This window comes from Streptomyces sp. HUAS CB01 (assembly GCF_030406905.1).
GTDB lineage: Bacteria > Actinomycetota > Actinomycetes > Streptomycetales > Streptomycetaceae > Streptomyces > Streptomyces chengbuensis.
On the sequence record NZ_CP129137.1, the window covers coordinates 5,087,405 to 5,113,416 of the forward strand.

Annotated in this window: 26 protein-coding genes and 2 pseudogenes; 16 read left to right on the plus strand and 12 right to left on the minus strand. The window is 72.9% G+C overall.

Features of this window, described 5'->3' with window-relative positions:
• Positions 1-77: 77 nt before the first annotated feature.
• Positions 78-857, plus strand: a complete 780-nt coding sequence (locus QRN89_RS22605) for an LOG family protein (RefSeq protein ID WP_290351207.1) — start codon at positions 78-80, stop codon at positions 855-857.
• Positions 858-975: 118 nt separating this feature from the next.
• On the opposite strand, the gene folP is transcribed toward QRN89_RS22605, so the two are convergent.
• Positions 976-1,848, minus strand: coding sequence for a dihydropteroate synthase (folP, locus tag QRN89_RS22610; RefSeq protein WP_290351208.1), 873 nt, complete (start codon positions 1,846-1,848; stop codon positions 976-978).
• 111 nt (positions 1,849-1,959) lie between these two features.
• On the opposite strand from folP, the gene QRN89_RS22615 reads away from it, so the two are divergent.
• Positions 1,960-2,460, plus strand: coding sequence for a hypothetical protein (locus QRN89_RS22615; protein WP_290351209.1), 501 nt, complete (start codon positions 1,960-1,962; stop codon positions 2,458-2,460).
• Entirely contained in the window at positions 2,457-3,050 is a 594-nt protein-coding gene (locus QRN89_RS22620) for a DNA-3-methyladenine glycosylase I (protein WP_290351210.1), read from the plus strand. Before QRN89_RS22615 ends, QRN89_RS22620 begins: the two co-directional genes overlap by 4 nt.
• Positions 3,051-3,119: 69 nt before the next feature.
• On the opposite strand, the gene chcB is transcribed toward QRN89_RS22620, so the two are convergent.
• The gene (gene chcB / locus QRN89_RS22625; RefSeq protein ID WP_290351211.1) at positions 3,120-3,920 is read right to left on the minus strand and encodes a 2-cyclohexenylcarbonyl CoA isomerase; all 801 of its coding nucleotides are present in this window, start codon (positions 3,918-3,920) and stop codon (positions 3,120-3,122) included.
• Between the two features lie 337 nt (positions 3,921-4,257).
• Between chcB and QRN89_RS22630 the strand changes: the two genes are divergently transcribed.
• On the plus strand, positions 4,258-4,425 hold the full coding sequence (locus QRN89_RS22630; RefSeq protein WP_003966491.1) for a DUF3117 domain-containing protein: 168 nt from the start codon (positions 4,258-4,260) through the stop codon (positions 4,423-4,425).
• Positions 4,426-4,640: 215 nt separating this feature from the next.
• Here the strand turns inward: QRN89_RS22630 and QRN89_RS22635 are convergent, their stop codons facing one another.
• Positions 4,641-5,306, minus strand: a complete 666-nt coding sequence (locus QRN89_RS22635) for an O-methyltransferase (RefSeq protein ID WP_290351212.1) — start codon at positions 5,304-5,306, stop codon at positions 4,641-4,643.
• A 213-nt stretch (positions 5,307-5,519) separates the two neighbouring features.
• Between QRN89_RS22635 and sigE the strand changes: the two genes are divergently transcribed.
• From sigE to QRN89_RS22660, 5 genes are all read left to right on the plus strand, one after another.
• A complete protein-coding gene (sigE, locus tag QRN89_RS22640) occupies positions 5,520-6,209 on the plus strand; it encodes an RNA polymerase sigma factor SigE (RefSeq protein WP_336546741.1) in 690 nt (229 codons plus the stop codon).
• Positions 6,206-7,039: an anti-sigma factor family protein gene (locus QRN89_RS22645; RefSeq protein WP_290351214.1), complete on the plus strand. Its 834-nt coding sequence runs from the start codon at positions 6,206-6,208 to the stop codon at positions 7,037-7,039. Before sigE ends, QRN89_RS22645 begins: the two co-directional genes overlap by 4 nt.
• Before the next feature lie 984 nt (positions 7,040-8,023).
• Positions 8,024-9,688: a S1C family serine protease gene (locus tag QRN89_RS22650; protein ID WP_435833306.1), complete on the plus strand. Its 1,665-nt coding sequence runs from the start codon at positions 8,024-8,026 to the stop codon at positions 9,686-9,688.
• Positions 9,689-9,796: 108 nt separating this feature from the next.
• Complete coding sequence (locus QRN89_RS22655) at positions 9,797-10,243, plus strand: sec-independent translocase (RefSeq protein WP_290351215.1); 447 nt, start codon at positions 9,797-9,799, stop codon at positions 10,241-10,243.
• Between the two features lie 127 nt (positions 10,244-10,370).
• On the plus strand, positions 10,371-11,033 hold the full coding sequence (locus QRN89_RS22660; protein WP_290351216.1) for a hypothetical protein: 663 nt from the start codon (positions 10,371-10,373) through the stop codon (positions 11,031-11,033).
• 110 nt (positions 11,034-11,143) lie between these two features.
• Here the strand turns inward: QRN89_RS22660 and QRN89_RS22665 are convergent, their stop codons facing one another.
• Positions 11,144-12,277, minus strand: a complete 1,134-nt coding sequence (locus QRN89_RS22665; protein ID WP_290351217.1) for an Mrp/NBP35 family ATP-binding protein — start codon at positions 12,275-12,277, stop codon at positions 11,144-11,146.
• Between the two features lie 43 nt (positions 12,278-12,320).
• Positions 12,321-13,418 (minus strand): CBS domain-containing protein, encoded by a 1,098-nt coding sequence (locus QRN89_RS22670; protein ID WP_290351218.1) that lies wholly within the window; start codon positions 13,416-13,418, stop codon positions 12,321-12,323.
• A gap of 227 nt (positions 13,419-13,645) precedes the next feature.
• On the opposite strand from QRN89_RS22670, the gene QRN89_RS22675 reads away from it, so the two are divergent.
• A complete protein-coding gene (locus tag QRN89_RS22675) occupies positions 13,646-14,428 on the plus strand; it encodes a hypothetical protein (RefSeq protein ID WP_290351219.1) in 783 nt (260 codons plus the stop codon).
• 119 nt (positions 14,429-14,547) lie between these two features.
• Here QRN89_RS22675 and QRN89_RS22680 read toward each other — a convergent pair whose 3' ends face one another.
• Together QRN89_RS22680 and QRN89_RS22685 are read right to left on the minus strand one after the other, a co-directional pair.
• Complete coding sequence (locus QRN89_RS22680) at positions 14,548-15,081, minus strand: hypothetical protein (RefSeq protein WP_290351220.1); 534 nt, start codon at positions 15,079-15,081, stop codon at positions 14,548-14,550.
• Between the two features lie 198 nt (positions 15,082-15,279).
• Positions 15,280-16,395, minus strand: a complete 1,116-nt coding sequence (locus QRN89_RS22685) for a magnesium and cobalt transport protein CorA (RefSeq protein WP_290351221.1) — start codon at positions 16,393-16,395, stop codon at positions 15,280-15,282.
• Positions 16,396-16,816: 421 nt separating this feature from the next.
• Here QRN89_RS22685 and QRN89_RS22690 point away from each other — a divergent pair, with 421 nt between their 5' ends.
• Positions 16,817-17,401 (plus strand): suppressor of fused domain protein, encoded by a 585-nt coding sequence (locus QRN89_RS22690; RefSeq protein WP_290351222.1) that lies wholly within the window; start codon positions 16,817-16,819, stop codon positions 17,399-17,401.
• A 104-nt stretch (positions 17,402-17,505) separates the two neighbouring features.
• Here the strand turns inward: QRN89_RS22690 and QRN89_RS22695 are convergent.
• Positions 17,506-17,753 (minus strand): annotated as a pseudogene (locus QRN89_RS22695) (MFS transporter); the annotation flags it as partial.
• Between the two features lie 18 nt (positions 17,754-17,771).
• Positions 17,772-17,903, minus strand: a pseudogene (locus QRN89_RS35840) (MFS transporter); the annotation flags it as partial.
• Positions 17,904-18,136: 233 nt separating this feature from the next.
• On the opposite strand from QRN89_RS35840, the gene QRN89_RS22705 reads away from it, so the two are divergent.
• The 3 genes from QRN89_RS22705 (at position 18,137) to QRN89_RS22715 (ending at position 20,656) form a co-directional block, all read left to right on the plus strand.
• Positions 18,137-18,775: a DUF6758 family protein gene (locus tag QRN89_RS22705; protein ID WP_290351224.1), complete on the plus strand. Its 639-nt coding sequence runs from the start codon at positions 18,137-18,139 to the stop codon at positions 18,773-18,775.
• Positions 18,776-19,000: 225 nt separating this feature from the next.
• Positions 19,001-19,873, plus strand: a complete 873-nt coding sequence (locus QRN89_RS22710; protein ID WP_290351225.1) for a PHP domain-containing protein — start codon at positions 19,001-19,003, stop codon at positions 19,871-19,873.
• 177 nt (positions 19,874-20,050) lie between these two features.
• Positions 20,051-20,656: a MarC family protein gene (locus QRN89_RS22715; RefSeq protein WP_290351226.1), complete on the plus strand. Its 606-nt coding sequence runs from the start codon at positions 20,051-20,053 to the stop codon at positions 20,654-20,656.
• Positions 20,657-20,736: 80 nt separating this feature from the next.
• Here the strand turns inward: QRN89_RS22715 and QRN89_RS22720 are convergent, their stop codons facing one another.
• A complete protein-coding gene (locus QRN89_RS22720) occupies positions 20,737-20,889 on the minus strand; it encodes a DUF8834 family protein (RefSeq protein ID WP_290351227.1) in 153 nt (50 codons plus the stop codon).
• A gap of 160 nt (positions 20,890-21,049) precedes the next feature.
• Here QRN89_RS22720 and QRN89_RS22725 point away from each other — a divergent pair, with 160 nt between their 5' ends.
• On the plus strand, positions 21,050-21,922 hold the full coding sequence (locus tag QRN89_RS22725; protein WP_384072786.1) for an NYN domain-containing protein: 873 nt from the start codon (positions 21,050-21,052) through the stop codon (positions 21,920-21,922).
• 90 nt (positions 21,923-22,012) lie between these two features.
• Here the strand turns inward: QRN89_RS22725 and QRN89_RS22730 are convergent, their stop codons facing one another.
• On the minus strand, positions 22,013-22,864 hold the full coding sequence (locus QRN89_RS22730; protein ID WP_290351229.1) for an alpha/beta fold hydrolase: 852 nt from the start codon (positions 22,862-22,864) through the stop codon (positions 22,013-22,015).
• A 107-nt stretch (positions 22,865-22,971) separates the two neighbouring features.
• Positions 22,972-24,777 carry a DEAD/DEAH box helicase gene (locus tag QRN89_RS22735; protein ID WP_290351230.1) on the minus strand — a complete coding sequence of 602 codons (1,806 nt, stop codon included), beginning with the start codon at positions 24,775-24,777 and terminating at the stop codon, positions 22,972-22,974.
• A 459-nt stretch (positions 24,778-25,236) separates the two neighbouring features.
• Here QRN89_RS22735 and QRN89_RS22740 point away from each other — a divergent pair, with 459 nt between their 5' ends.
• Positions 25,237-25,986 (plus strand): ferritin-like fold-containing protein, encoded by a 750-nt coding sequence (locus QRN89_RS22740; RefSeq protein ID WP_290351231.1) that lies wholly within the window; start codon positions 25,237-25,239, stop codon positions 25,984-25,986.
• Positions 25,987-26,012: the final 26 nt, after the last annotated feature.

The window sequence follows — 26,012 nt, forward strand, 5'->3', positions numbered from 1 at the left end:
CTCCGGAATTTCGCTCTTGTACATCTCCGGCGACCTACCCTGACCTGGAACGTGCACCACAGCGGAGGGAGCAGGTCATGGGCAGTCCCGAGGAAGCACGGCCGGAGGAGCAGCGGCTGGGTCCGGTGGTGCGGCGCAGGGATCAGATCCAGCCCGGCACCACGGACCAGCGCCTGCTGGACACCGAGGGCGACTCGCAGTGGGTGCACACCGACCCGTGGCGGGTCATGCGCATCCAGTCGGAGTTCGTGGAGGGCTTCGGCGCCCTCGCCGAACTGCCCAGCGCCATCAGCGTCTTCGGTTCCGCCCGGACCGCTCCCGGTACACCCGGGTACGACGCCGCCGTACGGATCGGCCGGGCGCTGGTCGACGCGGGCTTCGCGGTGATCACCGGAGGCGGGCCGGGGGCGATGGAGGCCGCCAACCGCGGTGCGCGGGAGGCGGGCGGCATCTCGGTCGGGCTGGGCATCGAGCTGCCCTTCGAGCAGGGCCTCAACCCGCACGTCGACATCGGCGTGAACTTCCGGTACTTCTTCGTCCGCAAGACGATGTTCGTCAAGTACGCGCAGGGCTTCGTGGTCATGCCGGGCGGCTTCGGCACGCTCGACGAACTGTTCGAGGCGCTCACCCTCGTCCAGACCGGCAAGGTGACCCGCTTCCCCGTCGTGCTCTTCGGGTCGGCTTACTGGTCCGGCCTGGTCGACTGGCTGCGCGGGACGGTCGTCGCCGAGGGCAAGGCGTCCGCTCGCGACCTGCTGCTCTTCCATGTCACGGACGACGTGGACGAGGCGGTCGCCCTGGTCACCAAGGAGACCGGCCCGCCGCCACCGATTCCGTACGAGGGCTACGAGGCCTGAGCGGCCGGCGCTCGTACCCGCCGCGGCGCCCGGGTACGAGCGCCGCGGCGAACCGTCCGGGCCCTGCCCGGCGGTCCCCGTCAGGGCCGGGGCCCGCCCCGAGCCGCAGGCGGGAGCCTCAGGCCAGTCCCCGGCGGGCGACCGCCGGGGGCCGGTGTCCGGCGATCGACGCCACCATGTCCAGGACCTGCCGGGTCTCCGCCACCTCGTGCACCCGGTACACCCGCGCGCCGAGCCACGCCGACACCGCGGTCGTCGCCAGGGTGCCGATCACCCGTTCCTTGACCGGGCGGTCGAGGGTCTCGCCGACGAAGTCCTTGTTCGACAGGGAGACCAGCACCGGCCAGCCCGTCTCCGCCATCTCGCCGAGCCTGCGGGTCGCCTCCAGCGAGTGACGGGTGTTCTTCCCGAAGTCGTGGCCGGGGTCGATGAGGATCCCGTCCCGGCGCACACCGAGCCCCAGCGCCCGCTCCGCCAGCCCGGTCGTCACCCGCAGGATGTCCGCCATCACGTCGTCGTACGCGACCCGGTGCGGCCGTGTCCGCGGCTCGGCCCCGCCCGCGTGCGTGCAGACCAGGCCCGCCCCGTAACGGGCGGCCACCTCGGCCAGAGCGGGATCGACCCCGCCCCAGGCGTCGTTCAGCAGGTCGGCGCCCGCCTCGCAGACCGCGGCGCCGACGTCGTGCCGCCAGGTGTCGACGCTGATCACCACGTCCGGGAAGCGCCTGCGCACCTCGGCGACGAAACCGACCGTGCGGCGCGCCTCCTCCTCGGCGGTCACCTCCTCACCGGGCCCGGCCTTCACCCCGCCGATGTCGATGATGGCGGCGCCCTCGGACACCGCCTGCTCGACACGGGCCAGAGCCGGCTCGTCGCGGAACGTGGCGCCCTGGTCGTAGAAGGAGTCCGGCGTCCGGTTCACGATCGCCATGATCACTGGCTCGTGCGCGCCGAACTCGCGCCGTCCCAGCCGCAGAGTCCCGTCGTGCATCCCCTGCATCCGCTGTTTCCTCCTCGCGATCCGTCGCCTGCGACCTTAACTGTCGGTGGCGCATGGCACGATCGGCAGCGGACGGTTTCCTGCTCCGGGGAGAGGCGCGCTGTGTTCTGGTTCTTGCTGATCGCGATGGTCGTGGTCATCGCCGCGGTCACCCTGGCGGTGGTCGGCGGCGGCGACAAGGCGGTGCTCCCGGAGGTGGCGCCCGAGCGCCTGGTGGACCCGCTGCCGGTGACGCGTCCGGTGAGCCGTGCCGACATCGAGGCGCTGCGCCTGCCGGTGACGGCGCGGGGCTATCGGATGCTCGACGTCGACGAGGTCCTCGGACGGCTCGGCGCCGAGCTCGCCGAGCGGGACGCGCGGATCGCCGAGCTGGAGTCCGCGCTGGCGGGCCGGCAGGCGGCGGCGGTCGGTCCGGCCGAACTCTTCGACAAGCGTCCCGAGGACGTGCCGGGGGAGCGGCCGGGGTTCTTCGAGAAGGCCGCCGAGGACCGCCCGGCCGCGCAGAACGGCGCGGGAGCGCCGGGCACTCCGGACGCCTCGCCCGGGCGCCCGGGCCGCCCCGGTGAGGAGACCGGCCGGGGCGACGAGGAGCAGCGGCGATGAGCGGCGGAGCCGTGGCCGGCCCGGACGGGCGGCTGCGCTGCCCGTGGGGCCTGTCCACCGAGGACTACGTCAGGTACCACGACGAGGAGTGGGGCCGTCCCGTCCGCGGGGACGACGCGCTGTTCGAGCGGCTCGCGCTGGAGGCGTTCCAGTCGGGGCTTTCCTGGATCACCGTCCTGCGCCGCCGCGAGGGCTTCCGGGAGGCCTTCGCCGGTTTCCGGATCGCCTCGGTCGCGGCGTTCACCGACGCCGACAAGGAGCGACTGCTCGCCGACGCCGGCATCATCCGCAACCGCTCCAAGATCGACGCGACGATCGCCAACGCCCGGGTGCTGGCCGACTGGGCGGAGGGTGAGCTCGACGCCCTGATCTGGTCGTACGCACCGGACCCGGCCGTCCGCCGGGCGCCGCGCACCCTCGCGGACGTCCCGGCGGCCACGGACGAGTCGACCGCCCTCTCCAAGGACCTCAAGAAGCGCGGTCTGCGCTTCATCGGCCCCACGACGGCGTACGCGCTCATGCAGGCCTGCGGTCTGGTCGACGACCATCTGGCCGACTGCGTGGCCCGTGGGGGCCGCGGCGCCGGCTGACTCCTCCCGGAGCCGGCCGCGGGCGAGGCCCGGCCGGTGCCGGGGCGGCACCGGCCCGGGGCCGAGCCCTCAGTGGCCCACGTACTTCGGCTTCTCCTTGGCGATGAAGGCCTGGACCGCGATGGCGTGGTCCTCCGAGGCACCGGCCCGGGTCTGGAGTTCGTCCTCCTTCTCCAGCGTCTCGCTCAGCGTGTGGCCGGCCCCGTACGCGAGGGACTCCTTGATCGCGGCGTACGCGAGCGTCGGGCCGTCGGCCAGGGCGCGGGCGACCGCGGCGGCCTCCGCCGCCAGGTCGTCGGCCGGTACGAGCTTGTTCACGATGCCGAGGTCGAACGCCTCCTGCGCCGTGATCGAGCGCGGGAAGAGCAGCAGGTCGGCGGCCCTGCTGGGACCGATCAGCCGCGGGAGCGTCCAGGAGACCCCGGAGTCCGCCGTCAGCGCGACCCCGGCGAAGGACGTCGTGAACTTGGCGGTGTCGGCGACGACCCGGTAGTCGGCGGCCAGCGCGAAACCCATGCCGGCACCCGCGGCGACGCCGTTCACGCCCGCCACCACCGGCTTCGGCATCTCGGTGATCGCGCGCACGATGGGGTTGTAGTGGTCGCGGACGGTGCTCATCGTGTGACCGGTGCCCGACTCGCGGTCGGAGACCAGCAAGGAGATGTGCTCCTTGAGGTCCTGCCCCACACAGAACGCGCGGCCCGTCGCCGTCAGCAGGACCGCCCGTACGCCGGCGTCCGCCGCGGCCGCCTGCAGGGCGTCCCGGAGGGCGACCTTGGCCTCGACGTTCATCGCGTTCATGGCCTCCGGCCGGTTGATCGTGATCGTCGCGAGTCCGTCGCTCACCTCGTACAGCACGGTGTCGGCCATGTCAGGGGTCCCCTTCGCACCTCGGGCAGTGATGTCGAGCCCAGCATGGCGGAGATCGCCGGGGCCGACCTACGCGCCGGTATGTGACCTGCGTCAAAGAAATCCCGGCCCCGGTCCGGGGCGCTGGTGCCCGGGCGGGGGCGAAGTATCGCAGGCGGATCCCCGAATTGGGTGGTTTTGCGAAAGCGCGTTGCGCAAGCGATGCCGACTGATGTTGGTCATCGGGTCCTGGGATGCGGGATAATGGCTGGGAAGCAATGTGTTCGATGCCGGTGACGTGTGCCCACCCAGGGGGCCGTCGGCTGACGATGAGCTGGTTTCAGGAAGGGGAACGAGCATGGCGGCCATGAAGCCGCGGACGGGCGACGGCCCGCTCGAGGTGACCAAGGAGGGGCGGGGCATCGTCATGCGCGTTCCGCTCGAAGGCGGCGGTCGGCTTGTCGTCGAGCTGACTCCGGACGAGGCCGACGCCCTCGGCGATGCCCTCAAGAAGGTCGTCGGCTGACGCGGAAGCGCCCACACCTTTCTGTACTGCCCCGGCTCGGCACCTCGCTGCGCCGGGGCAGTGCCGTTCCCGGAGACCGCCTACCCGCCTCCGTGCGCGTCATGGGGGATCGCCCGTCGGCGGGCCCGGCCCGGGTGCGACGCGGGGCGCCGGTTCTCCGTATCGGTCCCCGGCTCCCCTGGCTCCCCGGCCCGTGGCGTCCCGGTGCGCGAGCGTCAGCCGCGGCGCACCGCGCAGAGCAGCCCGTCGCCCACCGGGAGCAGTGACGGCAGCAGTTCCTGGCTCTCCCGTACCGTGCGCAGAAGTTCCCGCACCCGCAGCACCTCGCCCGGCTGTGCCGCCGAATCGACCGTGCGGCCGTCCGCGAAGACGCCCTCGAAGCACACGAGGCCCCCAGGTCGCAGCAGGCGCAACGATTCAGCTAGATAGTCCAGCGACTCCAGCCGGTCGCCGTCGCAGAAGACGAGGTCGTACCCGCCGTCCGCCAGCCGGGGCAGTACGTCGAGAGCGCGGCCCGGGATGAAGCGCGCCCGGTTGCCCGCGAAGCCCGCGGCACGGAACGCCTCGCGCGCGAACTGCTGGCGCTCCGGCTCGGGGTCGACCGTGGTGAGCACGCCGTCCGGGCGCATGCCCTGGAGCAGGTAGATACCGGAGACACCGGTGCCGGTGCCGATCTCCGCCACCGCCTTCGCGTCCGCCGTCGCGGCCAGCAGACGCAGGGCGGAGCCCGTGCCGGGCGACACCGAGGGCAGCCCCGCCTCCCGGGCCCGGTCACGGGCCCAGTGCAGTGCTTCGTCCTCGGCGACAAAGGCGTCGGCGAACGCCCAGCTCGTCTGCCGGTTGGCGGTGATGACCCTCTCCTGTCCCCGTAGTTGGCGCAACCGTGACTGTATCCGCTGCGCACGGGAACCCGCAGATGGGACCGGGCGTTATGGAAGAGCGGGGGAAAGGCGCGGGACGAGAGGCACCCGTTCCCAAATTCGCGTAAAGATTCTTATCCGGAGCTAACGGGCGAGGTGGCTATGGTAGGGGCTCCACTGGACACCACCAGAGCCGACAGGGGAGGTGCGGCTGCGCCTGTGGATCGGAGAGGGGTGCTGAGGCGCCTTCTCGGGTCGGCGGGTGAGCCGAAATCCGTGACCGACACCGCTGACGCCCGTTCCGGCCAGACCGACTCCGTACCCACCGCGACGTTCGCACCGGATGCGGAATCGCAGGCGTGGACCCCTCCCTCGTGGGAGGACATCGTCAGCACGCACAGCGGCCGGGTCTACCGCCTCGCTTACCGTCTGACCGGAAACCAGCACGACGCCGAGGACCTCACCCAGGAGGTCTTCGTCCGCGTCTTCCGCTCCCTGTCGACCTACACGCCGGGCACCTTCGAGGGCTGGCTGCACCGCATCACGACGAACCTGTTCCTGGACATGGTCCGCCGCAAGCAGCGCATCCGTTTCGACGCACTGGGCGACGACGCGGCCGAGCGGCTTCCCAGCCGGGAGCCCTCACCGCAGCAGGTCTTCAACGACACCCACTTCGACGCCGACGTCCAGCAGGCGCTGGACACCCTCGCACCCGAGTTCCGCGCCGCCGTCGTGCTTTGCGACATCGAGGGGCTGTCGTACGAGGAGATCGCCGCCACGCTCGGCGTCAAGCTCGGCACCGTCCGCAGCCGGATCCACCGCGGCCGCTCCCACCTGCGCAAGGCCCTGCAGCACCGCTCTCCCGAGGCGCGTGCCGAGCAGCGCTCCCTCGCGGGCGTGGCCGGGGAGGGCGGGACGGCGTGAGCGGCACCGGTCCGACCCCCGCGGAGCAGCATCTGGGGGACCGGCTCGCCGCCCTGGTCGACGGCGAGCTGACACACGACGTGCGCGAGCGGGTCCTGGCCCACCTCGCGACCTGTCCCAAGTGCAAGGCCGAGGCCGATGCACAGCGCAGGCTGAAGAGCGTCTTCGCGACGGCCGCCCCGCCGCCGCCCTCCGAGGGCCTGCTCGCGCGGCTCCAGGGGCTTCCCGCGGGTCCGCCCGGAGGTGATGACGACGGGCGGGGAGGTCCTTTCGGCCGGGGACGTCCCGGCGATGGCGTCTTCGGGGTGACCCCGAACGGCTTCGGGTACGTCCCGGGCGGTCACGGCCTGCCGGACGGCGGCCCGGGGGCCGGGTTCCGCATCCACGACGTGGCACGGCAGGAGGCCGAGCGCTCCCCCTGGCGCGGCCGGAGGTTCGCCTTCGCCGCGGCCAGCGCGGTGTCGTTCGCCGCGATCGCCCTGGGAGGGACGCTGCCGCTCGCCGCCACCGGCGATGTCTCCGCCCGCGGTGACAACCGCGGCAACAACGTGACCCCCCTGCGTACGGCCACCACCGGCGCGGGCTTGGAGGCCAACCGCAGACGGGGCGGCGGCACCAGCAGCACCCCCGTGGTGGCGGTGGCCCCGCAGACCTTCGTCCATGCGCGGCCGCTGTCCCATCCGTTCGCGGCGTCGCCCCTGCTCACCGGCGGTACCACGCCGTCGCCGGCGCGGCCGGCCGACTCGGACTTCCAGCTGGCCACGGCCCCCGGCCCCAGCCCCTCCGCGTCCCCGCTGCCCAGCCGGCTCGCGGCACCGCCCCGGCGCTGACGGGGGAGCGCTCGTTCGGGGAGGCGGGCGCACTGTAGGACGCCATCCGCAAACCTGGTTGAATCCAGGGGACGGTGCCGGCGGGGCACGCGGAGCGGCAGTTGCGGGGAGAGCATGGAGAACGGGAAGCCGACGGGTCCCAAGCCGAAGTGGTGGAGCCGTCCGGCCCACCCCGAGCCGTCGTCGCCCGCCGACGCGGCCCGCACGGCGGCGGCGCCCGAGGCAGGTGCGGCCACGGCCGGAGCCGCCCCCGTGGGCGACGACCGGACGGCCGTCGTCCCGGGAGCTCCCGTGGACGACCGGCCCGAGTACCCGCTTCCCGCCCCCGCACCTGCGACGCGGGCGGCGCAGCAGGCACCGCCTGCGGGCCGGACGGACAGCGCCCCGGCCCACTCCGTCGCCGAGGCGGCCCCGGCCGCCGCCCCGCAGTCCGGCGGGACGTACGCGGACGGTGCGCCACCCCAGGACCCCGCGCCTCAGGACGCCACCGCGGGCGCGCCGTCCGGTGCCTCGCCCGACGCGGGCGCGCACATCCACGCGGGCGTGCCGGCCGCCGTCGCGCCCGACGCGGGCGCGGACACTCACGCGGGCGTGCCGTCCGCCGTCGCGCTCGCCGCGGCGGACGCTCACGCGGGCGTGCCGGTGTCGTCCGGTGCCTTGCCCGACGCGGGCGCGGACATCCACGCGGGCGCGCCGTCCGGTGCCTCGCCCGACGCGGGCGCGCCGACCGCCGTCGCGCCCGACGCAGGCGCGGACACTCACGCGGGCGTGCCGTCCGGTGCCTTGCCCGACGCGGGCGCGGACGCTCACGCGGACGTGCCGGTGTCGTCCGGTGCCTTGCCCGACGCGGGCGCGGACATCCACACGGACGTGCCGGCCGGCGTCGCTCCCGACGCGGGCGCGGACGCTCACGCGAACGTGCCGGTGTCGTCCGGTGCCTCGCTTGCCGCGGCGGACGCTCACGCGGGCGTGCCGTCCGGTGCCTTGCCCGACGCGGGCGCGGACATCCACACGGACGTGCCGGCCGGCGTCGCTCCCGACGCGGGCGCGCACGCCCACGCGGCCGCCGCGCAGCTCACGGGCGGTGTCGGCCAGGACGGCATTGCCCGCGATCCGCAGTCCCCGGCGGCCCGGAACGGCATCGCACGCGGGGCCCACGCCCCGGCGGTCCAGGACCACGCACCGGCCCCGGCGGCCCAGGACCACGCACCGGCCCCGGCCGGCGACCCCGCGGCCGGGCATTCCGGCGAAGGCGCGCGGCCCCTCCACGAGCCGGACGAGTACCGCACACCGCCGTACGGCGGACCCGGGCCCTGGGCGCCCGCACCGCCGGTGCAGCACCCCCACGGGGCCGCCGGCCCCTCGCCGCAGTACCCGGCCGCCGGCGGCTACCCGGGCTCCCCGGCACCGGCCCCGCTGCCCGCCCCGGCCGCCGCGCCGCACGCGGCCCCCGTACCGGAGCAGTGGCGCCAGTACGACCCCTGGGGTGCGCCGGGCGGGATCCTGATCCGGACCGGCGAGCCGCCGAAGAGGAAGTCCCGCCGTGGCATGGCCTTCGCCGGCGCCCTGGCCTTCGCGCTGCTCGCCGGCGTCCTCGGCGGCGGTGTCGGCGCCTATCTCGAACGCAACGGGGGGATCGCCACCGTCGAACTGCCGCAGGCGGGACCGGAGGGCACCGACCGCGCGCCCGACAGCATCGCCGGGATCGCCGCCAGCGCCCTCCCCGGTGTGGTGACGCTGCACGTCAGCGGAGGCGGTGAGCAGGGCACCGGCACCGGATTCGTCCTGGACGCCCAGGGACACATCCTCACGAACAACCACGTGGTCTCCCCGGCCGGCCGCTCCGGCGACATCTCCGTCACCTTCAGCGGCGGCGAGACGGCCCGCGCCACCCTCGTCGGCAAGGACAGCGGTTACGACCTCGCCGTGGTCAAGGTCAAGGGGGTCTCCGGCCTCAAGCCGCTGCCGCTGGGCAACTCCGACAACGTCCGCGTCGGCGACCCGGTCGTGGCCATCGGCGCGCCCTTCGATCTGCAGAACACCGTGACCGCCGGAATCATCAGCGCCAAGGAGCGCCCGATCACCGCCGGCGGGGAGAAGGGCGACGGCAGCGACGTCAGCTACGTCGACGCCCTGCAGACCGACGCTCCGATAAATCCGGGGAACTCCGGCGGGCCGCTCGTCGACTCCAGGGCCCGGGTCATCGGCATCAACAGCGCCATTCGTGCCGCGGACGGCGGGTCCGGCCCGGACGCGGGCTCTGGGCAGGCCGGATCCATCGGCCTCGGCTTCGCCATCCCCATCAACCAGGGCAAGCGGGTCGCCGAGGAGCTGATCAACACCGGGAAGGCCACCCACCCGGTGATCGGCGTCAGCCTCGACATGCAGTACTCGGGGGACGGTGCGCGCGTCGGCGAGAAGGGCAAGGACGGGGCCTCGTCCGTCACCGCGGGCGGGCCCGCCGCCAAGGCCGGCATCCGGCCGGGCGACGTCATCACCAAGGTCGACGGCCAGCGGGTGCACAACGGCGAGGAGCTCATCGTCAAGATCCGTGCGCACCGCCCCGGCGACCGGCTGGAGCTCACGGTCCTCCGCGACGGCAAGGAGCAGACCAGGGCGGTGACGCTCGGTTCGTCGACCGGCACGTGACGGACATCCCGAAGGTACCGTCGGGACAGATTTGCCGGGTACCGTGGAGCCGGCCCCGCTCGTCCCAGCGCTGCGGGCACGGAGAACGAGAACACGAGGAGCAGCAAGGTGTTCAACGACATAGGCGCACTCGAGCTCGTCACGCTCGTGGTCCTCGCCGTGCTGGTCTTCGGCCCGGACAAGCTGCCCAAGGTCGTCCAGGACGTCTCGCGCTTCATCCGCAAGATCCGGGAGTTCTCCGACAGCGCGAAGCACGACATCCGCAGTGAACTGGGCCCGGAGTTCAAGGACTTCGAGTTCGAGGACCTCAACCCCAAGGCCTTCATCCGGAAGCAGCTCTCCGAGAACGAGGACCTCAAGGAGATCCGCGGCAGCTTCGACCTCAAGAAGGAGATGAACGAGGTCGCCGACGCCGTGAACGGCAAGGAGCCCGACGGCTCGGTGCGCGCCGGTGTCGGCGGCGCGCCGGGCGGCGGTACGACCCCGGATCTCCTCAAGAAGCGCGAAAGGCCCGATCAGGGCGAGCGCCCGCCCTTCGACGCAGACGCCACCTGAGGCCCCCTACCGCCGTCAATCCCAACGAGTCGGTGACGGGTGGCTATCCTCCATCTGTCCGGGATCGAGGACGCCCGCGGGGGGCGGGCCGTTCCGGACCTCGCTGACCAAGGAGGCGGCCGGGTAGATGGAGACGACGAGTCGGGTAGGGGCGCAGGATTCGCCCAGCAGTTCCACCGCTGAGGGGGTGCCCGCAGCCCGGCGTACCGTCGACGGCTATCTGCGCGCCCCCTTCCCCTGGTACGGCCTGGACGAGGCGTTCACCGGGCCGCGCTGGCTGATGCAGGTCGGCACCGCCGCGGACGGTTCGGTGCAGCACGGCTCCATGGGGCACGGCGACGAGCCGTCGATAAAGTCCGACGCCGCCGGTGCGGAGAAGGAACGCTTCGCCGTCGTCGTCACGGTCGCCTCGAGCCCGATGCGGCACACCGGTGACGGTACGGGCGTCCTGGACGCCACCACCGTCTCCTCGGCCGCCTGGCTGGCCGGCTCCGGCCTGCTGGCCTGCACCTGGCCGGCACAGCTCGACCACTCCCTGCGGGACGACTGGCTGGACCAGCAGACCGAGACCGCCTTCGAGCTCGCGGACGACCTCTCCGGTGCCGCCTGGTCGGAGCTGTCCCTGCCGGTGGACGGGGTGCCGATGCCGTTCCACTACCGCGAGTCCGAGTTCGGCTGGGTGCTCGCCGGCTCGACCGGGAACGGGGTGCACATCGGGGCGTACGGGCGCGGGTTGAGCGCGTACGGGCTCGGCTTCTCCGTGGTGCAGGACCTCGACGCGTACGCGTAGACCGCGCGGAGGACGCCGGGCTGCTCCGGCCCGCCTCGACGAGGACGACGACTGCCCACGACCCCGGCCGGGGTCGTGGGCAGTCGTGTGTCGCCGGGAGGAGGGCCGCGTCAGAACTTGTTGCGCGGGGTGATGCCGAGCGACATGCCGGAGAGACCGCGCTGCCGGCCGCCGAGCTTGCCGGCGATGGCCCGCAGGGCCGAGCCGGCCGGCGAGTCGGGGTCGGTGAGGACGACGGGCTTCCCCTCGTCGCCGCCCTCACGGAGCCGCACGTCGATGGGGATCTGGCCGAGCACCGGCACCTGGGCGCCCGTGGTCTTCGTCAGTCCGTCCGCGACCACCTGCCCGCCGCCCGTGCCGAAGACGTCGACCATCTCGTCGCAGTGCGGGCACGGCAGGCCCGACATGTTCTCGACGACACCGACGATCTTCTGGTGGGTCTGGACGGCGATGGAGCCGGCCCGCTCCGCGACCTCCGCCGCGGCCTGCTGCGGAGTGGTGACGACGAGGATCTCGGCGTTCGGCACCAGCTGGGCCACGGAGATCGCGATGTCACCCGTGCCCGGCGGCAGGTCGAGCAGGAGCACGTCCAGATCGCCCCAGTAGACGTCCGCGAGGAACTGCTGCAGCGCACGGTGCAGCATCGGCCCGCGCCAGACGACCGGCGCGTTGCCCGGGGTGAACATGCCGATCGAGATGACCTTCACGCCGTTCGCGGACGGCGGCATGATCATGTTCTCGACCTGGGTGGGACGGCCGTCCGCGCCGAGCATGCGCGGCACGCTGTGGCCGTAGATGTCGGCGTCGACGACACCGACCTTCAGTCCGTCGGCGGCCATGGCCGCGGCCAGGTTCACGGTCACGGAGGACTTGCCCACGCCGCCCTTGCCGGAGGCGACCGCGTAGACGCGCGTCAGCGAGCCCGGTTTGGCGAACGGGACCTCGCGCTCCGCGGTCGTGCCCCGCAGGGCGGCCGCGAGCTCGCGCCGCTGCTCGTCGCTCATCACGTCCAGGGCGACCTCGACGCCGGTGACGCCCTCGACGCCCGAGACGGCGTCCGTGACGCGCTGGGTGATCGTCTCGCGCATCGGGCAGCCGGAGACGGTGAGATAGACCGTGACGGCGACCGCGCCGTCGGAGCCGATCTCCACCGACTTGACCATGCCGAGTTCCGTGATCGGCTTGTTGATCTCGGGGTCGTTCACCGTCGCCAGTGCGTCGCGCACCGCGTCTTCCGTAACCATACGCACGATGGTACGGCGCCGGACACCGCCCCGGGGGCTCCCGTCAGCGGTCGCCTTCGTCACGTCCGCCCGCGGGCCCGGACGGGAATAGCGCGGCCGTGGCGGGCCGTTGCGGCGCTTCCCCACCCACGTCGGTCCCGCCCTCCGCCTGTTCCGTCCCGTCGGGGTCCGTCATCCCGTACTCGGACTCCCGCCAGTGGTCGGGCAGCAGACGGTCCAGCACGGCGTCGACGGTCACCGCGCCCAGCAACGCCCCGTCGTCGTCGACCACGGGGGCCGCGACCAGGTCGTAGGCGGCCAGGCAGCAGCTGACCGCCGGCAGCGGGGTGTCCGGGTCCAGCGGAGGCAGCTCGGTGTCGACCAGGGGCGCGACCGGGGCGTCCGGGGCACTGCGCAGCAGCCGCCGGACGGGCACCGTGCCCAGGTACGGGCCCGTGGGCGGCTCGACCGGCGACCTGCAGACGTACACCTGGGCCGCCATCGCCTGGATCAGCTCCCGCTCCCCGATCCGGGCCAGCGCGTTCGCGGCGGTGGCGTCCGGCGGCACCACGACCGGCTCGGTCCTCATCATGGCGCGCGCCGTGCGCTCCTGCTCGACCTCCGCTTCCGCGCGCTGCTCCCGGGCACCCCCGCGCCACCCCTGGCCCGCCGCGGGCTCATCGGGCGGCAGGCCGGTCACCGCCGACCAGTCGACGGCCAGCGCCTCACCGCGGTGCCGGCCGGTTCCACCCCGGTCGCGGCGGGCGCAGATCCGGTCGGCCTCCCAGTGCCCGCGGGCCGGGTGGCGGTGCACCTCGACGTCCAGGACGGTGACCTCCTCGCCCGAGTCCGCCAGCCGGACCCGGCGGTCCAGCAGCTGACCGAGGACGAGCCGTTCGTCAGGCCCCGGGTCGAAACGGCGCATGCTCACGGGGCCGGACACGGTGACCTGGCCGGACTCGACGCCGGTCGCCCGGGAAACGGGCACGAAGACGGGGCCGTGCCCGGGCACCTCGACGACCAGTCCCACGAGCCGGGGCGGGCGGTCGGCCGGGAACGTGGCCACGAGGTCCCGCACGCGTCCGACCGGGCCGCCGTCGGGGCCGAAGACCGGGACCCCGGCGAGATGCGAGACGAAGATCCGGGGGCCGTCTGCCGTCATGCTCAGCGCCTCCTCCACCGCCGCGGCGGCACCGGAGTGAACCGCCGGGATCGTCCGAGGAGCGAAACGGATTGCTCCGAAATGGCATCGTTCAACGGCTTCAGGCTAGCCCGTACCGATCCATGGCGCTGTCGCCGACGGTCCGGACGACTGCCCTCCGGTCAGCCCTGCGACCCCGGGTACGCTGCGGTCTGCCACCCCCCACGCGTATGAGAGGCAGTGCGCTCGTGACCGCTCTCCCCCCGGGTCCGGCAGCCCCTGTGCGCCGGGCCGCGCTCACCGTCGCGCTGTGCGCGGCGCTGGTCACCGCCCTCACCGGGTGCGGCGAGGACCCGGACGCGGGAACGAACGGCGTCGGCAAGCTGGAGGCGGTCGCCATCGAGAAGAAGGCCAAGGCGGCGGCCGACGCGGCGGACGCGGTGCGCGTGGCGGGCACGCTGGTGTCCAAGGGCGGCACGTACAAGCTGAACATGCGGCTGAAGAAGTCCGGCGGGGTCGGCTCGGTGACCTCGAAGAACTCCACGTTCGAGCTGCTGCGGATCGAGGACGCCCTCTATCTGAAGGCCGACGCGGGCTTCTGGGTGCACGCCGACTCCGACGGCAAGGGCGACGACGCGGAGGGTCCCAGCAAGGAGGACGAGGCAGCCGCGGAGAAGCTGGACGACAAGTACGTGAAGGTGCCCCAGGACGATCCGGCGTACAAGCAGCTGCGCGGCTTCACCGACATGGACGTGCTGCTCGACGGCCTGCTGGGGCTGCACGGCAAGCTGAGCAAGGGCGACCGCGGCAGCATCGGCGGTGTCCGCACCATCGAGATCATGGGCGGCGAGGGCAACGGGGGGACGCTCGCGGTCTCACTGGAGGGCAAGCCGTACCCCCTGCAGCTGGACCGGGCGGGCGACGCGGGCGTCCTCACCCTGGGGGACTGGGGCCAGGACTTCCCGCTGGAGGCCCCCGCCAAGGGCGAGACGGTCGACTACGGGCGCCAGCTCCCGCGTGCCAGCGACTAGCTGAGCCGGCGCGCTCCAGCCGTTGGGCCCGCCGGGCCGAGCCGGTCCCGCGCGGTTCCGGGCCGTCGGGCCGGACGGTCGGCGGCCGGGTGGTCCGACGGCCCCCCGGAGGGGGTCCTTCAGCGGCCCTTGCGGCCGCGGCGGAGGAGCCGCGGCAGGGCCGCCGGGGCGGGCCGCCGGGTCGTGGCCGCCGTGGGCAGCGGCGCGGCGGCCAGGGAGCCCTCGGGGTGCTCGGTGGTCGACTCGCGCGGCTCCAGCCGCAGCACCCGGCACTCGCGGCCCCAGCGCTCGGTCATCCGCTCGCCGTCCGGGGCGTTGAGCCGCTTGCCCTTCAGCTCGCCGACGGCGGCCTCCCAGGCCTCGGAACCCGGCGTCAGCTCGGTCACCGCGGCGGTCCACGAGACCAGCCGACCGCCCTTGTCCTTGCTGCGCACGGTCACCTCGGCGGTCGAGCCGTCGGCCAGTCCGGGCAGGGGCTGCTCGCCCGGACCGTCGCCGACCACATGCGCCGCGCCGTCGTGCCACGCATGCCACAGTGCCCGGTCCGGGCCGTCGCCGCGGACCCAGACGAGGCCGGACTTCTTCGTGGCCTCCTCCACGAGGGCCTGCGCGAGCAGGGGGTCCTCTGCGGGGCGGGCGGAAGCGTCGTTCATGCCCCGCAGCCTATTAGGGCGTCTTGCGAAAGTCCCTGCTGGCCCGCGAAGCCTGGCATGCACGCTCGCCGCGTTGTCGGAGTCGTCCGCGTACGTCCGGTACGAGGATGATCCTCGGCCCTGCGATCGCCCACAGCAGCCAGCCGCGTCACCCACCTGCCCGGACAGATGGGTGACCCACCTGTCCGGCCAGCACGCCTAGAGCCAGCCGTTGCGCTTCAGCGTGCGGTGGATGGCGAGACAGATCCCGACGATGCCCACGAGCACCATGGGGTAGCCGTACCGCCAGTGGAGCTCGGGCATGTGGTCGAAGTTCATGCCGTAGATCCCGCAGACCGCCGTCGGCACGGCGATGATCGCGGCCCAGGACGTGATCTTGCGCATGTCCTCGTTCTGGGCGACGGTGGCCTGCGCCAGATTGGCCTGCAGGATCGAGTTCAGCAGCTCGTCGAAGCCGATGACCTGCTCCTGCACCCGGGCCAGGTGGTCGGCGACGTCACGGAAGTACTTCTGGATGTCCGGGTCGACCAGCCGCATCGGACGCTCGCTCAGCAGCTGCATGGGCCGCAGCAGCGGGGTCACGGCCCGCTTGAACTCCAGCACCTCGCGCTTGAGCTGGTAGATCCGCCCGGTGTCGGTGCCCCGGGTGCTGCCCTTCGACGGCGCGGAGAACACGTCGATCTCGATCTCGTCGATGTCGACCTGTACGGCGTCCGCGACCGCGATGTAGCCGTCCACGACATGGTCGGCGATGGCGTGGAGCACCGCGGAGGGGCCCTTGGCGAGCAGCTCCGGGTCGTCCTGCAGCCGGTGGCGGAGGTTGCGCAGGGAGCCCTGGCCGCCGTGCCGGACGGTGATCACGAAGTCCGGCCCGGTGAAGCACATCACCTCGCCGGTCTCGACGACCTCGCTGGTCGGCGTCAGCTCGGTGTGGTCCACGTAGTGGACGGTCTTGAAGACCGTGAACAGGGTGTCGTCGTACCGCTCCAGCTTGGGACGCTGGTGGGCGTGCACCGCGTCCTCCACGGCCAGCGGGTGGAGGCCGAACTCGGCGGCGATGCCGGAGAACTCCTCCTCCGTCGGCTCGTGCAGGCCGATCCAGGCGAAGCCGCCGCCCTCCCGTACGCGCAGCATCGCCTCGCGCGGGGTGAGGCAGCCGGTGTTCTCGAGGCGCTTGCCGTCGCGGTAGACCGCGCAGTCCACGACGGCGGTGGAGGCGGAGGGGTCGCGGGTGGCGTCGTACGCGCTGTACGGGCCGCTGCTCTTGCGCAGGGCGGGGCGGACCGCTTGACGCAGGTCACGGATCATCGACATGGCAGGCTCCTTCACGGAGAGGCCGCCGGTGCGAGGCGTGGCACAGCCCGGAATGAGGACGTGTCTCGATACGTCCGCAAAGCGGGCGGCACCGCGGGACGCGGTGACGGCGTTCGCTACAGACAGTCAGGCAGGGGAGTCGTGCTCTTCCGTCATGCGCGGTGCCATGGAACTGACGGTGCGGAGAGCCCTCAGCGGAACGAGGGGAGGAGTCGCGCGGAAGAGCGGCCGGTACTGCACGGTCGACTTCGATCCATCGCAGCCCCACCTCCTCCGGCCGGTCCCCCGTGGGGGAAGACGTGTCGTCGGGATCCGAGAACCATGCTTCTGCATGTTGTCCCGAACAGGCGGCCAAGCCTATCAGCCGACTGAGGGTCAATCCCTTCCTTTGCCCGTTCCTGATGCGATCTATGCTCGCGGGATGGGAGAAGTTCTTGCTCTGGTCGAGGCACGGCTGCGCAGCGCGCTGGGCGAACCGGACGCGCGCGCCGCGGTGACGTTTCTCGGTACGGACCGGATCGAGGTGCTCCGGTTCATCGACGGGGACGTCGTCCGGTACGCGACGCTGGGCATGTCCGGCCGGCCGATGACCGACCCCGACGACGTCGTCGCCGACCCCGTGAAGGGCCCGCGTGCCGAGCTCGTCCTGTCGGTGCGCGCCGGGCTCGCGGACACGGACAAGGTGCTGCGTCCGCTCGCCGTCCTTGCCTCGTCGCCGCAGGTGGAAGGGGTGATCGTGGCCCCCGGGAACTCCATGGACGTGGGTGGGCCGCTGTGGCCGGGTGCCCCGTTCACCTCGGTGCTGGTCGGGGAGTCCGGCGGCCTGGTCGAGGACCTCGAACTCGACGAGCCGATGGACCCGGTCCGCTTTCTGCCCCTGCTCCCGATGACGCCGAACGAGGCCGCGTGGAAGCGGGTCCACGGTGCGGGGAAGCTCCAGGAGCGGTGGCTGACGCACGGCACGGACCTGCGCGATCCGCTGCGGAAACCCGTGCCCCTGACGTGATGTCAGTCCTCGTGTGCGAGGCGTGAAGTGACGCATCTCATGGTCGAGTTGGCGGACCCGGAGCGTGACGGCCGGCGGTTGCCCGTCGGCGTTCGAGGCCGGGTTCAGTCGGCGAACACCGCCACGCCGTCGCGGGACGTGTGCACCGGTACCGCGCCGGCCGCCTCGGTGGTGGCGCGGAGCGCCGGGCCCGGGCGATCGCCGCGCACACCGCCGCGGCGCCCGCGACGACGAAGGGCACCTGGACGTCGGTCCACTCCGCGATCTTCGGCGCCGGGAACCGGGCGGCCGCCGCTGCGAACCGGCGCACGAAGTGGTAGCCGTCGCTCGCCACCGGGCGCGGGGCGTCGGAGGAACGAGCGGCCCTTCAGGCCATGCCGAGGCCGAGCGCGGACTCGTACGGCAGGATCGCCGCGGTGCTCCCGCCCGTTGCGGCGCCCAGGATGACGGCGAGCCAGGTCGAGACGAAGAGGGCGTTCCCGGGGCCCCGGCCGGCCCGACCCGACGAGCCCGCCCGTCCGTCCCCGCCGGTCCCTCCGGTGAACGGATCCCCCGCGCGCGTGGGTGCTCCTCCGCTTCTCCCGTCCAGGTCGTTGCTGTATGCAGACAATTAATTAGCAAGGCTAACTAGTGCAGGACGTAAATGGCTCTGCCTGCTGAGGGCGGGTGAATCCGCCGTGCGGGACAGGTGATCGTCCTTGACGCGGCGCCGGACGGGTAGGACCGTGGGGCGCTATGAGGGGCGAACCCAGTTGCCCGAAGTGTGGTGGCCGGGTCAGGGCGCCCGGTCTCTTCGCCGACACGTGGCAGTGCGACGTGCACGGTTCCGTGTATCCGCTGCAGCCCGTCATCCCGCCGAGCGTCGAGGCCCTCAGCGTGGTGGTGGCCCGTGCCAAGGTTCCCGTGTGGATGCCGTGGCCGCTCCCCGTCGGCTGGCTGTTCACCGGTGTCGCGTACGCGGGTGACGACCGCAGCGGCGGCCGCGCCACGGCCGTGGCCTGCTCCGGTCCCGGACCCCTGGGCGGCGTGGGGGAGTTGCTCCTCGTCGCCGAGGAACTCGGCGTCGGTCTCGGCGCCCGCTTCGCCGGCATCGACGGACCCGACCCCGGGCCGCACATGACCGTCGACACCTCCCCCCAGGCCAAGGTCCTCGCCGCGGGCCGGCCGACACCGCTCTGGCACGTCGACGACGCCCCGGAGGATCGCGCGGTGTTCGCGGGCGAGGCACGGGGGCTGTGGCTGTGGGCGATCGTGTGGCCCGAGTCGACCGGGCTGCTGATGTACGACGAACTGATACTGACCGATCTGCGCGACGCCGGCCAGGAACTCGAACTGCTGCCCTGCGGGGCGCTGTCGCCGCGCCTGCTGATGTGACGCCGGGCGGTCCGCGCCGGAGGTGCCCCGGGCGCGCCCGGGGCCGTCGGGCGGATCCGTGCCGGGGCCCGACGGGCGTCGCGGGAGCGCCGGGGGCGCGTCCCCGGCCCCGGCGCACGCACGGTCCGTGACGGCCTCCACGTGACGAGCCGGTCGGGGCGGTGTCCGGAGCGCCGTTACGATGGAGCGTCAGCCCGTCCGCCCCGAGCCCTGGAGTCCCGCGTCGTGCGCATCGACCTGCACACCCACTCCACGGCCTCCGACGGTACGGACACCCCGGCCGAGCTGGTCCGGAGCGCGGCGGCCGCCGGACTCGACGTCGTGGCGCTCACCGACCACGACACCGTGGGCGGCCACGCCGAGGCGATCGCCGCACTGCCCGAGGGCCTGACCCTCGTCACCGGCGCCGAGCTGTCCTGCCGGACCGACGGTGTGGGCCTGCACATGCTGGCGTACCTCTTCGATCCCGAGGAGCCCGAGCTGGCGCGCGAGCGCGAGCTGGTGCGGGACGACCGGGTGCCGCGGGCGCGGGCCATGGTCGGCAAGCTCCGGGAACTGGGTGTGCCGGTCACCTGGGAGCAGGTCTCCCGGATAGCCGGCGACGGCTCGGTGGGCCGACCGCACGTCGCCACCGCGCTCGTCGAGCTCGGCGTCGTCCCGGACGTGTCCGCCGCCTTCACCCCCGACTGGCTCGCCAACGGCGGCCGTGCCTACGTCGAGAAGCACGAGCTCGACCCGTTCGAGGCCGTCCGTCTGGTGAAGGCCGCCGGCGGGGTCACGGTCTTCGCCCACCCGCTCGCCGTGAAGCGCGGCGACGTCGTGTCCGAGGACGTCATCGCCCGGCTGGCCGAGGCCGGCCTCGACGGCATCGAGGTCGACCACATGGACCACGACGAGCCGACTCGGGCCCGGCTGCGCGGACTTGCCGCGGAACTCGGTCTGCTGCCCACCGGTTCCAGTGACTACCACGGCAGCCGCAAGACCTGTCTGCTCGGCGACTACACCACCGACCCCGAGGTCTACGGCGAGATCACCCGCCGTGCCACCGGCGCGTTCCCGGTCCCGGGCACGGGCGGAACGTCCCGCCGCCAGGTCTGACCCCATCTCTCCGTCCGGAGTCCGGCCCGCACGCCCTCCGTGCGTGTGCCGGCCTGTGCCGGCGTCCGCCGTCCGAGCCGCCCGCGGGACACCCGCGTGCGCTCAGGGCGCACGGACCTCGCGGCACTCCCTCCTCGTCCACCACCCCGTTGTCCGACACTTCTGCAAGGCCTCACCGTGTTCGACGTCGCCGTCTTCGGCTCCCTGTTCCTCACCCTGTTCGTGATCATGGATCCCCCCGGGATCACCCCGATCTTCCTGGGCCTGACCTCCGGCCGCCCCGTCAAGGTCCAGCGCCGGATGGCCTGGCAGGCGGTCGCCGTCGCCTTCGGTGTGATCACCGTCTTCGGCATCCTCGGCCAGCAGATCCTCGACTACCTGCACGTCTCCGTCCCCGCACTGATGATCGCGGGCGGTCTGCTCCTGCTGCTCATCGCGCTCGACCTGCTCACCGGGAAGACCGACGAACCCAAGCAGACCAAGGACGTCAATGTGGCGCTCGTACCGCTGGGCATGCCGCTGCTGGCGGGTCCCGGTGCGATCGTCTCGGTCATCCTCGCGGTCCAGAACGCCGGTGGCGTCGCCGAGCAGGTCTCGGTGTGGGCCGCGATCGTCGCGATGCACGTCGTCCTGTGGCTGACCATGCGCTACTCGCTGCTGATCATCCGCGTGATCAAGGACGGCGGTGTGGTGCTGGTGACCAGGCTGGCGGGCATGATGCTCTCGGCGATCGCCGTGCAGCAGATCATCAACGGAATCACCCAGGTGATCCAGGGCTCCTGACCGGCCGGGGGCCCCGCCCCGCTCAGCACTGCGCCCCCGAACGGAACCTTTCCGTTCGGGGGCGCCGGCGCCTGAAGGCGTTACGAAGCCGAGGCCTCGGCCGGCCGGATGTAGATGCGCTGGCCGATCGCGGCGGCCTGCTGCACCATCCGGCTCACGGAGGCGGCGTCCACGACGGTGCTGTCCACGGCGGTGCCGTCGACATCGTCGAGTCGCATGATCTCGAAGCGCATGTAGAGCTCCCCTCTGGCCGTCTGTGTATGTACCTCTCAACGGAATGCTGTCTACAAACATTCCCTACGCTAAAGAAAATTTTCGGATGGCTAACTACTGGCAGGTAGGGCCCGGCCCGCTCACAATGGGGTCGTCATGAACGACTCTGAGCTTTCCGAGATGAGCGCCCGCCTGGAGCGCACCAACGAGCTGCTCCAGCGCATGCTCGCCGAGGTCGCCAAGACCCCGTCCACGCATGCCATCTTCGTCGACGCCGGTTACGTCTATGCTGCGGCCGGGTTGCTTGTGGCGGGCACGGAGGACCGGCGCTCCTTCGACCTCGACGCCGAAGGGCTCATCGAGGCGTTCATCGACAAGGCCCGCACGATCTTCGCGGACAGCCGGCTGCTGCGCGTCTACTGGTACGACGGCGCCCGGCGCCGCATCCACACCGCCGAGCAGCAGGCCATAGCGGAACTGCCCGACGTCAAGGTCCGGCTCGGCAATCTCAACGCCAACAACCAGCAGAAGGGCGTCGACTCCCTCATACGCACCGACCTGGAGTCACTCGCCCGGCACCGGGCGATCAGCGACGCGGCGCTCGTCGGCGGCGACGAGGACCTCGTCTCGGCGGTGGAGGCCGCCCAGGGATACGGCGCACGGGTCCATCTGTGGGGCATAGAGGCGGCCGAGGGCCGCAACCAGGCGGAACCGCTGCTCTGGGAGGTCGACAGCCAGCGCACCTTCGACCTCGACTTCTGCCGGCCGTACGTCACCCGCAGGCCCGTGACGACGTACGAGGACGACAGCCCGCCGCCCTCCCGTGACGACGTGCGCTTCGTCGGCGCGCAGATCGCCGCCACCTGGCTGGCCGAACGCGGCCGGGACCCGATGGCGGAGCTGCTTCCGGGGCATCCCTACCTGCCGGGACCCGTCGACCAGGACCTGCTCATCGAGGCGGAGAAGCTCCTGAAGCACTCCCTGCGCGGCTACGCCCATCTGCGGCGGGCGCTGCGGGACGGCTTCTGGGAGCACCTGCACGCCCAGTTCTGAAGCCGTACGGTCGGTCCGGGACCAGGACGGCCGTCCCGAGGGCCGGCAGCCGGCCCGAAGACCGCACGGCCCGCGCCGGGAGCGGACGTCTCAGTTCCGGGACCAGAAGGCCACCAGGGCCGCCGCGGTCGGCTCCGGCCGGTCCGTGTTCGGCGAATGCTCGGCGCCCTCGATCACCGTACGGAACGCCCCGAGCCGCACCGCCATCTCGTCCAGCAGCGGCACCGGCCAGGTGTCGTCCCGCTCGCCCGACAGCACGTGTTTGGGCAGCGGCCCCACGGCGGCGAGCTCGTCGACCCGGTCCGGTTCCACGGTGAGCTGTCTGCCGGTGGCCAGCAGCTGCGCGGGGCGGTGCCGCAGCCAACGGCGCCGCAGCTCCTCGCCGTCGGTGGCGGCCTCCTCCGGCGGGTCCAGCGCCCGCATGGCCTCCCAGACCTCGCTCATGTCCATCACCGCGAGCGCGTCGCCCAGCAGCTTGACCTTGTGCTGCTGTGCGGGGGAGATACGGGCCGGGCCGGACGACATCAGCGTCAGGGACCGGAACGGGTGCACGTCGAGGAGGACGGCGGCCCGGGCGATCTGACCGCCCAGCGAGTGCCCGACCAGGTGCACGGGCTCGTCACCGATCGCCGCTGCCTGGGCGAGCACGTCCCGGGCCAACTCGGACTGCGCGTAGGCCGACTCGTCGTCGGGCCCGTCGCTCTCGTACTGGCCGCGGCCGTCGACGGCGACGGCCCGGAAGCCGGCCGCGGCGAGCGGCTCCAGCAGCGCGATGAAGTCCTCCTTGCTGCCGGTGTAACCGGGCAGCAGCAGCGCCGTCCCCCTGCGGGCGGGGCCGTCCCCGTCCGGCTCGGCGTCCAGCACGGCGAAGTCCCCGCGGCCGGTGCGGAGCGCGTAGGCGCGGGCGCAGGCGGGCGGGCGGAAGGTGGGCGGCCGGCTCATGCGGACGAGGTTACCGGGGCGTTCGGCGCACGTGGCCGCCCGCCGGCGCCGTGACACGGCCGAGGGCCCGTCATCCCGGGCGGGATGACGGGCCCTCAGCGAACGGCTCAGGCCTCCGGCTGGGTGGCCTTGGCGCGGGTGCGGCGGCGGGGCTTGGTCGGCTCCTCGGCGGGGGCCTCGGTGGCGGGTGCCTCGGTCGCGGTCTCGGCGGTGGTGGCCTTGGCGCGGGTGCGGCGGCGGGGCTTGGTCGGCTCCTCGGCGGGGGCCTCGGTGGCGGGTGCCTCGGTCGCGGTCTCGGCGGTGGTGGCCTTGGCGCGGGTGCGGCGGCGCGGTTTGGTCGGCTCCTCGGCGGGGGCCTCGGTGGCGGGTGCCTCGGTCGCGGTCTCGGCGGTGGTGGCCTTGGCGCGGGTGCGGCGGCGGGGCTTGGTCGGCTCCTCGGCGGGGGCCTCGGTGGCCGGTGCCTCGGCCGTCGCCACGGCGGACGCCTCCACGGTCGCGGCCACCCGGGTCCGGCGGCGACGGCGCGGAGTGCGCGGCGCCTCCTCCGTCGTCTCCTCGACGGCGGCCGGGGCCTCGGCGGTCACGGCCGCCTCCGCCTCCAGCGGGGCACCGCCACGGGTGCGGCGCCGCTGACGCGGCGTACGGGTGTGGGCGGGACGCTCGGAACGCTCGGAACGCTCGGCCGTCCTGGTGCGGGGCCCGGAGCGCGCACCGCGGCCGCCGGGCTCACCGAGGTCCTCGAGCTCCTCCGCGTCCAGACCGGCGCGGGTGCGCTCGGCACGCGGCAGCACGCCCTTCGTGCCCGCGGGGATGCCCAGCTCCTCGAAGAGGTGCGGAGACGTGGAGTACGTCTCGGCCGGGTCGTTGAACTTCAGGTCCAGCGCCTTGTTGATCAGCTGCCAGCGCGGGATGTCGTCCCAGTCGACCAGCGTCACGGCGGTGCCGGTGGCGCCCGCGCGGCCCGTGCGGCCGATGCGGTGGAGGTACGTCTTCTCGTCCTCCGGCGTCTGGTAGTTGATCACGTGCGTGACGCCCTCGACGTCGATGCCGCGCGCGGCGACGTCGGTGCACACCAGCACGTCGACCTTGCCGTTGCGGAAGGCGCGCAGAGCCTGCTCGCGCGCGCCCTGGCCCAGGTCGCCGTGGACGGCGCCGGAGGCGAAACCGCGACGGGCGAGCTGTTCCGCGATGTCCGCGGCCGTCCGCTTGGTACGGCAGAAGATCATCGCCAGGCCGCGGCCCTCGGCCTGCAGCATGCGGGCCACCAGCTCGGGCTTGTCCAGGGAGTGCGCCCGGTACACGCGCTGTGTGATGTTGGCGACGGTCGCGCCCTCGTCGTCCGGCGCGGTGGCGCGGATGTGCGTGGGCTGCGACATGTAGCGGCGCGCGAGACCGATCACCGCGCCCGGCATGGTGGCCGAGAACAGCATGGTCTGGCGACGCGGCGGCAGCAGCTGGATGATCTTCTCGACGTCGGGCAGGAAGCCCAGGTCGAGCATCTCGTCGGCCTCGTCGAGGACGAGCGACTTGACGTGCGAGAGGTTCAGCTTCTTCTGGCCCGCGAGGTCCAGCAGCCGGCCGGGGGTGCCGACCACGACGTCGACGCCCTTCTTCAGGGCCTCGACCTGCGGCTCGTAGGCGCGGCCGCCGTAGATCGCGATCACGCGGACGTTGCGCACCTTGCCGGCGGTGAGCAGGTCGTTGGTGACCTGCGTGCACAGCTCACGGGTGGGGACGACCACGAGCGCCTGCGGCGTGTCGGTCAGCTCCTCGGGCTTCGCCCGGCCCGCCTCGACGTCGGCGGGCACGGTGACGCGCTCCAGCAGCGGAAGGCCGAAGCCCAGCGTCTTGCCGGTGCCGGTCTTGGCCTGGCCGATGACGTCGGTGCCGGAGAGGGCGACCGGGAGGGTCATCTCCTGGATGGGGAAGGGGGTCGTGATGCCGACGGCCTCGAGGGCCTCGGCGGTCTCGGGAAGGATCCCGAGATCCCGGAAAGTCTTGGCCTGCGTAGTCAGGGTGTTGCCTCTTCTGTGAGACGCGGCGCGAGGCGAACGCTGGGGGTTCTACCGCACCTGGGTACGGGTGCCGGCCGTGGATTGGCCGGAAGGCGCGGGACCACTGCCGTCGCTCGAGCGCTCGTGCCGCTGAGGTCCCCTCGTGTGGCGGAATGCGCACCGAGGGCTGTCGGGTCGGAGCCGATCGGGCCACCGACCGGGCATCCTCATTCAGAGGGCCCGCCGAATATCCGGCAGGCTTAATACCACTGTACCCCGGATTCGCGCATCTGTGTTGGCCGAATTCCCGGCCACCGTGTCGCGACGGGTGCTGACCAGGCCCTTCCACGGTACGGGCGGCGGGCTATTGTGCGCTTCATGGAGACGCCTGACAACGCCACCGCGCCCGCCGCGGACGCCGCCGAAGAACTGACCGGGATCGCCGCCCAGGACTGGGCCGCGGCCTCCGCCGACCCCCAGTACCGCGCCGCGGTCGTGGATCTGCTGGGCGCGCTCGCCTACGGCGAGCTGGCGGCCTTCGAGCGGCTCGCCGAGGACGCGAAGCTCGCGCCCACGCTGGCGGACAAGGCGGAGCTGGCGAAGATGGCCTCCGCGGAGTTCCACCACTTCGAGCGGCTGCGGGACCGGCTGACCGCGATCGAGACCGAGCCCACGAAGGCCATGGAGCCCTTCGCGGCCGCGCTGGACGAGTTCCACCGCCAGACCGCGCCGTCCGACTGGCTGGAGGGCCTGGTCAAGGCCTACGTCGGCGACTCGATCGCCAGCGACTTCTACCGCGAGGTGGCCGTACGCCTGGACTCCGACACCCGGGCCCTCGTGCTCGCGGTGCTCGACGACACGGGTCACGGCAACTTCGCCGTGGAGAAGGTCCGTGCCGCGATCGAGGCGGACCCGAGGGTCGGGGGCCGGCTCGCGCTGTGGGCGCGCCGGCTGATGGGCGAGGCGCTGTCCCAGGCCCAGCGGGTCGTCGCGGAGCGCGACGCGCTGTCCACGATGCTCGTGGGCGGGGTGGCGGACGGGTTCGACCTGGCGGCGGTCGGCGAGATGTTCACCCGGATCACCAAGGCCCACACGAAGCGTATGGCCGCGCTGGGGCTCGCCGCGTAACGACCGGGGGAGGGCCGGACCGCCCG